The 13430-nt window shown below is 40.4% G+C and carries 8 protein-coding genes, 1 tRNA gene and 2 rRNA genes; 4 read left to right on the top strand and 7 right to left on the bottom strand.

The window, feature by feature from the left end:
• Window positions 1–53 precede the first annotated feature (53 nt).
• Together FUT79_RS14160 and FUT79_RS14155 are read left to right on the top strand one after the other, a co-directional pair.
• Window positions 54–287 carry a hypothetical protein gene (locus FUT79_RS14160; protein ID WP_002696500.1) on the top strand — a complete coding sequence of 78 codons (234 nt, stop codon included), beginning with the start codon at window positions 54–56 and terminating at the stop codon, window positions 285–287.
• Between the two features lie 350 nt (window positions 288–637).
• On the top strand, window positions 638–1504 hold the full coding sequence (locus tag FUT79_RS14155) for a radical SAM protein (protein ID WP_024752722.1): 867 nt from the start codon (window positions 638–640) through the stop codon (window positions 1502–1504).
• Between the two features lie 819 nt (window positions 1505–2323).
• Here FUT79_RS14155 and FUT79_RS14150 read toward each other — a convergent pair.
• Window positions 2324–3718: a PALP domain-containing protein gene (locus FUT79_RS14150; protein ID WP_024752723.1), complete on the bottom strand. Its 1395-nt coding sequence runs from the start codon at window positions 3716–3718 to the stop codon at window positions 2324–2326.
• 755 nt (window positions 3719–4473) lie between these two features.
• On the opposite strand from FUT79_RS14150, the gene FUT79_RS14145 reads away from it, so the two are divergent.
• Window positions 4474–4546 (top strand) — tRNA-Met (locus FUT79_RS14145).
• Between the two features lie 210 nt (window positions 4547–4756).
• Here the strand turns inward: FUT79_RS14145 and FUT79_RS14140 are convergent.
• On the bottom strand, window positions 4757–4984 hold the full coding sequence (locus FUT79_RS14140) for a hypothetical protein (RefSeq protein WP_148889762.1): 228 nt from the start codon (window positions 4982–4984) through the stop codon (window positions 4757–4759).
• 628 nt (window positions 4985–5612) lie between these two features.
• On the opposite strand from FUT79_RS14140, the gene FUT79_RS14135 reads away from it, so the two are divergent.
• Window positions 5613–6305 carry a YkgJ family cysteine cluster protein gene (locus FUT79_RS14135; protein WP_024752725.1) on the top strand — a complete coding sequence of 231 codons (693 nt, stop codon included), beginning with the start codon at window positions 5613–5615 and terminating at the stop codon, window positions 6303–6305.
• A gap of 213 nt (window positions 6306–6518) precedes the next feature.
• Here the strand turns inward: FUT79_RS14135 and FUT79_RS14130 are convergent, their stop codons facing one another.
• The 5 genes from FUT79_RS14130 to FUT79_RS14110 form a co-directional block, all read right to left on the bottom strand.
• Window positions 6519–7169, bottom strand: a complete 651-nt coding sequence (locus tag FUT79_RS14130) for a YczE/YyaS/YitT family protein (protein WP_024752726.1) — start codon at window positions 7167–7169, stop codon at window positions 6519–6521.
• A gap of 51 nt (window positions 7170–7220) precedes the next feature.
• Window positions 7221–8549, bottom strand: coding sequence for a DUF2254 family protein (locus tag FUT79_RS14125; RefSeq protein WP_024752727.1), 1329 nt, complete (start codon window positions 8547–8549; stop codon window positions 7221–7223).
• Window positions 8550–8646: 97 nt separating this feature from the next.
• Window positions 8647–9495 carry an aldo/keto reductase gene (locus FUT79_RS14120; protein ID WP_024752728.1) on the bottom strand — a complete coding sequence of 283 codons (849 nt, stop codon included), beginning with the start codon at window positions 9493–9495 and terminating at the stop codon, window positions 8647–8649.
• 586 nt (window positions 9496–10081) lie between these two features.
• Window positions 10082–10193, bottom strand: a 5S ribosomal RNA gene (rrf, locus tag FUT79_RS14115).
• A gap of 228 nt (window positions 10194–10421) precedes the next feature.
• Window positions 10422–13383, bottom strand: a 23S ribosomal RNA gene (locus FUT79_RS14110).
• Between the last annotated feature and the right edge of the window lie 47 nt (window positions 13384–13430).

Genomic DNA, 13430 nt, shown 5'->3' with positions numbered 1-13430 from the left:
GACATTTCCAGTCCTTTTTCCAACAAAGAACAAAAAAACGCTTATATAAGTTTTTGGACGGGTTGGTCGCGGAGGCAAAAGATAAAGACATATCTAGCGTTAAGATTGCAGCAAAATTAGTATTCGTTAATGCAGAGATGTTGAAGAATATAAAGAAGGACGATAAAAAGTATCCGGTTATAAAAGATGAAAGACCTTCAGAAAAGATTGAGAAAGGCACAACAAAAGCTCAGCTAAAAAAACGCTTTACGGTAACAACAGCTGAGGTCAAGATTAAAGAAAACTAAATAGCCCCAAAAAAAGAGTACAAGGAAAATCCTTGCACTCTTTTTCCATTTTCACCGACACTTATTAAAATTCTTTTCAAGGAATAATACGTTTATTATGAAAATAGATAGTATACTCAACACTCACCGTTTTTAGCCCTGCTACTAAAAAAGACAGTAGAATAAAATAAAAATTTTTGTATAATTAAGGTTATTGTATTATAAAGAATGCACGCACAACCACGATACGCCGGAATGATGAAATAAAAAGACAGGAGAATCTTCAGGAGTATTTGTGAACTTGTCAAAGCATTTTTGGGATGAGCCGCTTTTGGCTGCTCATGGTAAAAAATTGTAATTGAAAGTAGGCTATGAATTATTACGGAAATGTATTTAGGCCGCCAAGTGAGGCAAACTCATTGATTATTCAAGCGACCATAGGATGTTCTCATAACGACTGCACATTTTGTTACATGTATAAGGGAGAACCTTTCGTTGTGAGAAAATATGAAGAGATAGTTTCAGACCTGGAAACTATTAGAGAATATTTTCCTCATTTTGAGAGAGTCTTTATTGCCGATGGAGATGCTCTTGTCCTAAAGACAGAAACGCTGCTAAAGCTTTTGGACTATATTAATGAGAATATGCCCAATGTTAAAAGAATCAGTTCCTATGCAACAGCGGGAGATATTAATAGAAAAAGTGTTGAAGAATTGATAAGCCTTTATGATAAGGGGCTTAGCATGTTGTATATAGGATTTGAAAGCGGCGATGACGAGATTCTTAAAAGCATTAAGAAAGGTTTATACTGTGATGATTATCTACGGGCTATGGAAAAGGTGAAGGCGGCGGGAGTGAGCTCTTCTATCACGATTATTGCAGGTCTTGGCGGCAGAGAGAAGTGGGAACAAAATGCGGTTAATACGGCAAAACTCATTTCAATGACAAAGCCGGATTATGTGTCATACCTGACTATGAGAATTTACAAAAACACTCCTTTATATTTGGATGTTTTAGCAGGAAAGTTTGAGATGCCTTCTCCCGAAGAAATTTTATATGAAATACGATTATTTTTGGAAAATGTGGATTCCGAAGGAACGATATTTAGATCAAACCACGCCTCTAACTATGTCCTTCTGGGAGGGACTTTAAACGCAGATATTAAAAGTTTAATAGCTACAATAGACGATACCTTGAAGAAAAAGAATTTCAGACCCGGTATGCTTCGGAGTTTATAAGAGAAGCGCTTGAACATCTGCCAAGACAAGAGCTAAGAAGAATGTATTTTTCCCTTCGCAGTAAAAATAATTTTTTTAACTGCTTCGTGAAAAATGAGATTGATAAAACTTCCGCTCACCTGCGAATGCGGCTAAACTCATTATACGTACGTAAATCCAATTATGCCTGAGATAAATCATTTTAGATAGTACCCGGCGAAAAATTCTAAAATATAAATTGTTAGAGGAGCATGTGCGTTTTTAAACGTTGTTCGAATTTAGCGGGGCAATAGAGCAGGTCATACAATGGTAAGTTTGCCCTTGCAAAATTTCAAACGATGTTTTGCCTGATAGTTTATTGTAAACAGCAAAACTCGTTGGCAAAGCGAAGGCAAATTATTAACGCTTTGCCCTATGGTAAGTTTACTCGCCGTTGCTCAATTCCAAACGATGTTTTGCCTGATACTCCAGCGTAAGCAGGCAAAACTCGTTGGCGAACCAAAGGTAGAAATTCCAAGGTTCGCCGTTGCGCCGTGTCGGGCTCTTTTTTATAAAATTTTTTACGTGTTTGAAAAGATGTATTAAAAAACGAATCGACTTATCAAAAAAACGTTATACTAGTATAGCGTTTTGTAATTAACTTCCTGTTATAAAAATTGGAGTATCAACAATAAGAGGCTGCGGATTTAAGCATTACTATGGTAAATTGCTCACCGTTGCGCCGTGTCGAGCTCTTTTTTATAAAACTTTTTACGTTTTTGATAAGATGTATTAAAAAAATTTAATCGACTTATCAAAAAAACGTTATACTAGTGCTTAAACAGTTCTCCCGCAGGGAAATTACCTGCCGCTGTGCAAAAACCAGTCTTTAAATTCCGGATAATTCGCCGATAAGGAAATTCCTTTGCGTGGTAATTTGAGTATATCTTCCAGGCGATAGGGAATAGAGGGGTCTTTGCCGGTGGTTTTTCGCAGTATTTCTCCGAACTTTGCGGGATGTGCGGTTGAGGGGATAATGCCGAGCGCCTGTTTGTTTGCGCAGGCTGTATACCAGTCGGGGGAGAACGGCGTTTCAGGTTCTGCCACTGAAAACTGAGAACCCATTCCTTTTTTTTGAGAATAAAGGGCGCTCTTGTATGTGTCCATCCATGCGAGCCACGCGAGCGCTCCTTGCGGCTCAATAAGGTAGCCGGTGGAGTCATTACATTTTTCAATTGCCTGATATATGCAGCTTTTATCAAATCGGTATTCCGCAAGGGTTTTTCTTACCTCCTCACGAGAATACAACTGTTCAATCCGCCGGCTGTCAAGTGAAAAATTATTTTTAGTTTTGTTCGAAAGGTCTGCAGTGCCGCCTGCAAGCCATTCGGAAATTGCATTATCGGATTCGCTTGCGGCAACAAAGCCGGCAATAGGGGCGCCCATCTTTTTTGCTAAAAATGCACCGGTAAGACTTCCAAAATCGTCCATTGGAACAGATATAATTATTGAAGGATTTTCTATTCTATTGTAAAAACTGCTGTGTGCGTTCACCGCAAGAGCTGCATAGATATAATAAAAACTTTGAGGAATAAGCAATGCGATATTTGCGGAATCCAGAAGCATTAAATTGCCCTTTGTTTGCACCGCTTCATCGTTTAATACTTTTGTTGCCAATTGCCGGCAGGCAGCGAAATCTCCGTCTATGCGGATCACTTTAACATTACCGCTAAAACGCACAAGCAACTCTTCTTCAAAAGACGGGATATCTCCCTTTGGATATAAAATTGTAAGTTGCACACCTGAAATTCCGTGAAAGGCACTCGCAATCGCGGCGCTGCCGGCTCCCGATGCAATGGTTAGTACATGTAAAGGAGCTTTTTCATTTTTGTTAAAATATTGCATAAGCCGAGCTGCAAATCGATATGTAAAATCCTTAAACGAGCAAGTTTTCCCCTGAAATAAGTCCAGTACATACGTGGTGGGCGCAATCGGTGAAATATTTGCGGTAAACGGATAAGAATCGATAATAATTCCCATTAAGTCTTCTTGAGGAATATCTTCACCACAAAAAACCCTTGCCGCTTCAAAGGCAATATCTCGAAACGAAGGCGCAGGATTTTTATAAATTAAACTTTTAGCAAACTGCGGAATACTTACCGGCATATATATACTGTCCGGTTTAGCGCTTCCTTTTAAAACAGCATTTTTTAGCAAAAACTCTTTCGATTTATCTCTTATATCATAAAATTTCATTAGCGATTCCTTGTGTCTGTATCTATGCTGAACAAACCTCGAGAATTCCTGTAAAAAACATCCCGATTCGCATGAAATAAAAATCAATTAAACCGTTTTGAAATTTATTAGGCAAGAAAAATCAAGCTGCTTTTATGTAAACAATCTCAACTTGATAATCTTAGTTATACTATTTTACCTAAAATTCAATTTCCAAGGTTTTCTCAAACAAAACTTTAAGGCTGTAAAATTATTTCATTTGCGGTTTCATATATTTTCACAGAAGAATGTCGATTATTTTTTCGTAAATACTATGTACTAGCAAAACCAACGCTCTTTATTGAATTCTTATATGCGGCACGAAAGTAATTTTAAAACAAGCCTCTCAATCTGCCAATATTTCAAATGAAAAGGACACCTTGTTCTGCACTCAATAGATATAAAGTATAACACATAGGATGAAAAATCACAAGTAAGACACAATTTCTTACCTGGCTTTAGGCATGAAGAAGGGGCTGCCACCCCTTGACCACGCTTTTCAGTGCTGATTTCAACCAATGGTCTAAACCCGTCCTTTTTTATAAAATTTTTGATGATTTATATAACGTGGGTTAAAAACGGATTGAGTTATCAAAAATGTACTACGCCGTGATTGTATTATTGTGTTGATTTTCGTTTATTTAAAAAGAGTTTTTTGATACTCAAAACAAATCTTTGAAAATCCTGGCAGAAGGGCTTGACGGAACGGGCGGTCTTGGGTATAGTATACCAGACGACGCAGGGTAGAGCAGTTGGCAGCTCGTCGGGCTCATAACCCGGAGGTCAGAGGTTCAAGTCCTCTCCCTGCTATAAAAGCATTGTTGGAAATACTTCCAACAATGCTTTTTTATTTTTCAGCACAGAAGAAATCCAAGCCTCGGCTTTTTCTGCCGCTTGTAACTTTAAAACCGCATGCCTTTAATAATCGTGTGATAGTTGTTCTCTTAATAATTACTAATTATTTCTGCTGTGAATTGCATAATCAAACATTTAAAAATTTTTAAGCTTCTGTCGGTTTTTTTAAACATCCCGCTGTAATAATTCTTTTAGCACATCTCGTGGACTCTTCGGTGCTTCGGTATCTTTGGGTGCCGATGCTGTACCAGAAGCAGCAGTCTTTGCCGCAGGTATTGTATGCGCGTCTGTATCGGCGTCCTGTTTTTGATGGTTCTCATCAGAGACAGAAGTGGTCGGTTCCGATTTTATATTCCGGAGCAAAGCAACGTCCTCTGATGTCGGTTTTTTCATTAGAAACGGAAGCCTTCTGTTCCTGTTTTAGTTTTTTGTCTGTGTTGGTATTCTGTATGTTAGGACTCTCATTCATAGCAGAATCTTTCTGCTCAAGCGGCTTTGTTTCTTGCTCTTTTTTAAAAAACTTTATTATAGCAGATATAAAACCCATGTTATTCCTCCTCATCTATATCCTTTTGTTTTTGATACCGCTTGAATTTTCTTCAGCGGAGCTCCGTAGGTTTTTGTTAAATTGTATTAACTCTACTTATATTCTATTATACCATAGCTATCCGCTATATCATAGTCTAAAAACGAGAAAAACTCTTTTTAAACTTAAGTTTATTTTTTTCTAAAAATCTTATGTTTTTTAAAGTCATTATTATCGGTTTTTTATTTTTCCAAAGTTTACCCCTGTATCATTATGTACCTCCCACAAAAAGTTGGAGACAAGCCGTAGGAGAAAAACAAATGGAAAGAAAACAGCACGATGAACAATTAAAATCGCAAGTGAAAGCGCAGTATCAGCATGAAGAATTCGGGTGTAAAGATTAAAAAAAATTTTATTAAATTTCAATTTTTTTCTATTTTCTATAGACGCGTACAGTTCATATCGGTAAAATGCTTTTCCTAAAAAGGATTTTCAATGGAAAAAGAAACATACTCATTTCGGAACACAAGGATTGCGCAAGCAATTTTAGCATTGCATAAGGTGTATGAAGAGATTGAAGAAGCAGAAGGCGCATGGATGTCGGCGTGTCCTGTGCATTGTATTGACGGCTGCGGCATGTGCTGTGTTCATTTTGAGCCCGATTTATATGAGGTTGAAGCTTTGTATTTAGCGGCTTGGATGCTCTGTCATCAGCGTGAACGAGCGCTCCAAATTATGGAAGGTAATTTTAACGAAAATGTTTTAGATAAGGATCGAGGCTGTTTGCTTTTTGATATTGACAATCGATACCACTGTACGGTTTACGGCGGGCGAGCTTTAATTTGCCGCTTATTCGGTTATTCCGGTGACAGGGGAAAGGATTTAAAAATCCGATGGCGACCGTGCAAGTATTTAACAAGCGGCAATGCTGAAAACTCTTTTGTTAAAAAAAACTATGACGAAGCATCTCTTATTGCAGGCTTCGGGACGACCCCTCCTGTGATGAGCGATTTTACATTGCGCATTTTAGGGATTATGCCTGAAAGTTTATCGCAAACTTCTCCGATGCGAAAAGCCCTACCTGCGGCAATAGCAAAAATTCTAATGCTGGAAAAGTACTCACTCTTTTGCGAATTTGAACCCGATATGGATCCGGAAACACCGCCGACGCAGCCTTTAGCATCGTAAACGAGTGTAGCGTTTTGTAATTAACTTCCGGTTATACAATTTGGAGCACTAACAATGAGGGAGTGCAGATTTAAGCATTCCTATGGTAAATTGCTCGCCGTTGCGCCGTGTCGGACTCTTTTTATAAAATTTTTTATGTTTTGGTAAGATGTAGTGAAAAAATATAATTGACCTATTAAAAAAACGTTACACGAGTAACAGTAAAGCATGGAATCAGGCTGCACTTAAGTTTTTTATCTTTTCGATAAACGGAACAGAGTGGTTAATGATGTTTACAATTTTCCCGACAGCGACGGCGGAAATAATTGTGCCAAGACCGAGTCCGTTTAATTTTCCAAAAAAGACAAAAGACAGAATAACCGAAATTACAATAAGACTGACATCAAAGAAGATTTTTATCGTGCCGAACTTAGCTTTTAAAACAGTGAATATCGCTTTTACAATTCCTTCGCCCGGAATAAGAACCGTGTTTGCCGCAACCTCGATACAGATTCCCATAGCGAGAATTGCACAACCGATTAAAAGAAAAACAAGCTGCAAAATACTCTGTTGCGGGTTTAAAAAACTGAGTGCTGTCATTGCAATATCGATAAACCAACTGAATGCAACATTTACAACAATTTGCAAAAACTGAATAGGTTCAAAATTTTTCCGCAATAAAACAATTTGTAATAAAATAAAAATCATATTCATAATAAAAGTGAACATTCCAAAACTGATTGCCGTAAACCGTAAGCTTAAAACATAGGGTACGCTTGAAATGGGAGACGTCCCCAATGCGCTTTTTGTAATAAATGCAATACCGAACGCATTGATTGCAAGCCCCAATATAAAGTAAAAGTAACGAAGAGTAATATTTTTCAATTTACTTCCCCCAAGTTTGTGGTAATATGTTTGAAAGTTTTAAAATTTTTCTCATTCGTCTTCTAAAATATCACGATTGATTTCTTCTTCATCTCCGTCGATAAAAACCCGATAAGTTTTTTTGATATATGCTTTATCATAGGGGTCTTCAATAGTTTTAGTGCTGAGTTTATAAACATACTTTGCATATTTACTGATTTCTGTACAAGCTTCACCTTCACTCATTCGATACATAACATATAAGCCTTCCAGGATTGCATCAATGACGACCGCTGTTGATTTTCCCCATTTAAGAATTTGGCGAAATGTGTAATATAGCTCTTCTTCAACAGTGTAACCTTTATACACAATGCGAAAATCCGCATCTTCTGCAAGAATTATAGTGCTGTTTCCAACTGAAAACAATTTTCCAAGTAATACGCAAATTTTTCGAATACAATGAACGCCCCTATTCGGGTCGCCTGAACCGGGACCGATTGAGCACATCGCAGTCTCTACTAACTTACTAATACTATAGCGGTAGTCTTCTTCGGCATATTTTTCTTCTTGATAAATAAAGCAGTCCGCAACTTTATCGAGAAATTCTTTTTCGTCTTCCGGTGCAATTTCCCAGTTTTGTTTTAAGTGCAGCGTTGCAATATGAAAACCCTTAACAACATAATCCCCGAGATTTTGCTCCACAACCAAAGCTCCGTCGTACCTCGAAAGAATATTTAAAATGCGTTTTGTATCTATTATGCTTAAATAGCCGGTGGCGATTGCATAAATTTTAATGCTACGGCTATATTCAAATTGAAGAAAGTAAGCGGAGTTTTTACGCTTTTCTACTTGGTCGCGAATTACCGGAAGAGCTTCTTCGTAAACGCTTTGCACGATGTTTGAACCGCGAACCATTTTGAAAATTTCGTGTACAAATAGTAAAAAATGTAACATGCAAAAAATTGCATATACGGTGGCTATTCCACCGGCAAGAACCATTCGCGTTTCGTAAATTCCGCCGATAATAAACAAGCCCAACAAACAATAAAGGAAGCCGCCGACAAAAACGCCTAAAACTTTTGCTACAATTCGCTTATTAGTAAAGTTTGAAAGCATGCTTGGCGTAAAGCTGCTGGAATACATATTGATGACTGTCATCATCGTCGAAAAAGTAAAAGTTGTAATTGTTAAAAAAGCTCCCGCCAGGGTTGTAAGCAGGGTGGTAGATAATCCCACATTCATTAAAAGAATTTCAGGAATTTTGTTATGCACTTGCGGATATTTTAAGTCAATTGTTCCGACAATCAGCAAGAGAATAAACGAATAGGTAATGTATTTAAGTATATAAATCCAAATTTTGTTGTTTTGGAGCCAAAGACGATTTTTTTGTAATTGAAACATAACAGCATCCTTAGTATTTCAGTTTTTATACGTTATAATATTTAAAGCTTTTTATATGTAGCGATATCTCCAGAAAATCCGAACGTGTATCCATATACTAAAAATCAACTTCGTCAGGGTGATGTCCGGAACCGCCGAAATACGGCATGGCATTGATTGTCGCTATGTCTTCATCTGAAATAACAAAATCGAAGACTTCTGTGTTTTCTGTCATACGCGATGGTGTTACAGATTTTGGCAGTGGCAATACGCCGTTTTGTAAACACCAGCGGATACACAATTGCGCAACAAACTTATTGTATTTATTTGCAATTTTTACAAGCCGCTCATCGGTCAGCATTTTTCCTCTGCCAAGCGGCCCCCACGCTTCAACAAGAATATTATGCTCTTTACAAAATTGCAGCGTTTCGTTTTGCATTTGTCCGGGATGAAATTCAATTTGATCAACCATGGGCGGTGTTTCTGTTTCCACCAATGCCCGCAAATGAGAAACCAAAAAATTGGAAACACCGATTGCACGCACGCGGCCTGCTTTATACAATTCCGTTAATGCTTTCCACGTATCAAGATTGATTTCTTTCCAATCCTTAAATCGGGAACTTGATGCCGGCCAATGGATGAGATATAAATCAATATAGTCAAGTCCTAAATTCGAAACTGTTCTTTCAAAGGCTGCCATTGTTTTATCGTATCCGCGCTCTGTTGTCCACACCTTGCTGGTTATAAATAAATCTTTACGATTAACTCCGCTTTCTTTAATAGCCTTTCCGACGCTCACTTCATTTCCGTAAGCAGCCGCCGTATCAATGTGCCGATATCCTATTTCAATTGCGGATTTTACTATATTGATTGCAGCATCACCGTCTTCAATTTTCCATGTGCCGAATCCTAAAACAGGAATTTCATATCCGTTATGCAGTTTAAAATTATCTGTCAGTTTATTCATATTTCCTTCCGCGCTCCTTTTCATTAATCTCAATCTTTTCTTTACTTCTGTCAATGAGTTGTAACAACAAGGCATGAAGAATATCCTAAAGCGCGGATGTATTTATTCCGATGCTGGTCCTCGTAAATTACAATAAAGCATATAAAATCAAAATTTGGTAAATATCTTATTTAGATTTTTATACATTGAGATAAATTTTAAAGACGCTTATGTCAAAGCCGACACAACACCCTATAAACTTGAAAATTCTTTCACCATTTTCGTTAGTCTTTATTTCACATTCACAATAACCTAAAAGATCATTATTTTTAATAGTCTCAGATTGATTTTTCCACACGACAAGAGTTCGAAGATTTTTATTCATTTAATATGACTTGTAAAAAATTTTATAAAAAGAGCCCGACACGGCGCAACAGTGAGCAATTTACCATAGGAATGCTTAAACCCGTAAACCGCCTATTAATTCTTCGATCAGCATAACGGTAAGTTAATTACAGAACACTACACCGGAAGTTAAGAATAAAAGGGAAAAAGCGTTAAGAAATACATGAAAGGAGATTGTCGATTGTACAAAGAGCAAAAAAAAGCCCGGCTACTACCTACTTTCCCACCTGATCAGCAGTATCATCGGCGTAAGAGAGCTTGACTTCCGTGTTCGGGATGGGAACGGGTATTACCTCTCCACTATGGTAACCGGGCAATTAATAACAAAATTAATGCGTTTGTGTGTTCTTTTTATCATAAGGAAGTGCTTTGACACACCCCCTTTTTAGGGTTTTTACACAGTTCCATTTTCACGCAACACACCACGTGATTGGAACCGTTTACCTCATTTCAAGGAGTCGATACCTACCGTACCGTACTTTCCTTAAAAAAAGGAATAAGGAGAAGAAAACAAAGAAATATATTAAAAAAGAGTCGATAATATGGTCAAGCCTCACGACCTATTAGTATTGGTCGGCTGAACACATTACTGTGCTTAGACCTCCAACCTATCAACCTTGTAGTGTGCAAGGGGTCTTTAGAGAGGGTTAAACCCTCTAGGGATATGTCATCTTGAGGTGGGCTTCCCGCTTAGATGCCTTCAGCGGTTATCCCTTCCGAACGTAGCTACCCAGCACTTACCCTTGGCAGGATAACTGGTACACCAGAGGTTCGTCCACTTCGGTCCTCTCGTACTAAAAGCAGCTCCTCTCACATATCCAACGCCCATAGCAGATAGGGACCGAACTGTCTCGCGACGTTCTGAACCCAGCTCACGTACCGCTTTAATTGGCGAACAGCCAAACCCTTGGGACCTACTTCAGCCCCAGGATGCGATGAGCCGACATCGAGGTGCCAAACTTTCCCGTCGATGTGAACTCTTGGGGAAAATCAGCCTGTTATCCCCGGAGTACCTTTTATCCGTTAAGTGACGGCGCTTCCACTCGCTACCGCCAGATCACTAAGACCTACTTTCGTACCTGCTCGAGCTGTCACTCTCGCAGTCAAGCCTCCTTGTGCCTTTACACTCGCGCGCCGATTTCCAACCGGCGTGAGGAGACCTTCGCGCACCTCCGTTACCTTTTAGGAGGCGACCGCCCCAGTCAAACCGCCTGCCTATCACTGTCCCTCTACCGGTTTCACGGTCAGAGGTTAGAAACCTGATGTATCAAGGGTGGTATTTCACTTGGCGACTCCACCTAACCTAACGGTCGGGTTTCATAGTCTCCCACCTATTCTACACATGATACATCAAGTCCCAATAATAAGTTACGGTGAAGGTTCACGGGGTCTTTCCGTCTAACTATGGGTAGCCGGCTTCTTTACCGGCATATAAATTTCACCGAGTCTCGCGTTGAGACAGTGCCCAGAATCGTTACACCATTCGTGCGGGTCGGAACTTACCCGACAAGGAATTTCGCTACCTTAGGACCGTTATAGTTACGGCCGCCGTTTACCGGGGCTTCAATTCAAAGCTTCGCATTGCTGCTTACCTCTCCTCTTAACCTTCCGGCACCGGGCAGGTGTCACCACCTATACGTCTCATTGCTGATTCGCAGATGGCTGTGTTTTTGATAAACAGTCGCCTGGGCCTGCTTTCTGCCACCTCCACTCATTACTAAACAGAGGTCACACTTCTTCCGAAGTTACGTGTGCATTTTGCCGAGTTCCTTAACGCGAGTTCTCTCGAGCGCCTTAGATTTCTCATCCTTCCTACCTGTGTCGGTTTACGGTACGGTCCCTTATAACCTAACCTTAGACAGTATTTCCTGGCACCATGATTACGCCCGCTTCGTTTCGCTCATCGCTACACTCGCTGTCGCAGCTTACCTAAAGTGGCGGATTTGCCTACCACTTGTCAAACGGCTCGCGTGCTTCGACCGGAACTACCATTCTCCGGACGGGTTTCACCTCATGCGTCCTGCCTTCGAAATTATAAGAGGTATCGGATTCTAAACCGATTTCCCATCGACTACGACCTTCGTCCTCGCCTTAGGGGCCGACTTACCCCGGGCAGATGACCTTTACCCGGGAAACCTTAGGTTTTCGGCGGGGAGGAATCTCACCTCCCTTTTCGTGTACTTATACCTGCATTCTCTCTTCCATCCCCTCCAGAGCCCCTCTCGGGTACTCCTTCATCAGTACATGGAACGCTCCCCTACCACCAGTTACTTTTCGTAACTGATCCGTAGCTTCGGTATACCGCTTAGCCCCGTTACATTATCTGCGCATGCATACTCGACCAGTGAGCTATTACGCACTCTTTCAAGGAATGGCTGCTTCTAAGCCAACCTCCTGGCTGTCTTTGTATCCACACTTCATTTCACACTCAAGCGGTATTTCGGGACCTTAGCTGACGGTCTGGGCTGTTTCCCTCTCGACTTGCGAACCTTGTCGCACGCAGTCTCACTCCCATACGTTGATTATCGGCATTCAGAGTTTGATTGGGTTTGGTAGACGGTGAAGCCCCCTAGTCCATCCAGTGCTTTACCTCCGATAATTTTGTATAAGGCTGTCCCTAAAGGCATTTCGGGGAGAACCAGCTATTTCCAGGTTTGTTTAGCCTTTCACTCCTAGTCACAAGTCATCCATACCTTTTTTAACAGATTATAGTTCGGTCCTCCACAAGGTTTTACCCTTGCTTCAACCTGCTCATGACTAGATCACTCTGGCTTCGGGTCTACGACATGCAACTCTTTGCGCCCTATTAAGACTCGGTTTCCCTCCGGCTCCGTGACTTCTATCACTTAACCTCGCTGCATACCGTAACTCGCAGGCTCATTCTACAAAAGGCACGCTACTACCCATTTCGGGCTGTAACATCTTGTTAGTTTACGGTTTCAGGTTCTATTTCACTCCCCTCACAGGGGTTCTTTTCATCTTTCCCTCACGGTACTTGTTCTCTATCGGTAGCTGTTAAGTATTTAGCCTTGGATCGTGGTCGACCCAGATTCCGACAGGGTTCCTCGTGCCCCGCCGTACTTAGGTACTGCACCAGCAAGTCTTGTCTATTTCGCATACGGGGATTTCACCCTCTCTGTCAGGCTTTCCCAAAACCTTTCTGCTATACACAAGATTTATCACTTGCCGAACGTAAGCCCATGCAGCCCTGCAACCCCCGTTATTCGGGTTTAGGCTCTTCCAATTTCGCTCGCCACTACTTTCGGAATCTCTTTTTGATTTCTTTTCCCAAGTTACTTAGATGGTTCAGTTCACTCAGTTTCGCCTTACTACTCTATTTTATTCAAGTATGTAATGTCAGTATCACTACTGACGGGTTACCCCATTCGGCTATCCCCGGATCTAAGGATATGTGCTCCTCCCCGAGGCTTTTCGCAGCTTATCACGGCCTTCTTCGCCTTACAGCTCCAAGACATCCACCATAAACCTATTCTTCGCTTGACCATATTACCGGCCCTTCTTTACGTTTCGTTACTTACCCCTTCAGCTCC

The organism is Treponema phagedenis, from assembly GCF_008153345.1.
Classification (GTDB): Bacteria; Spirochaetota; Spirochaetia; order Treponematales; family Treponemataceae; genus Treponema; species Treponema phagedenis.
This window is presented reverse-complemented; position numbering and strand designations above follow the sequence as displayed.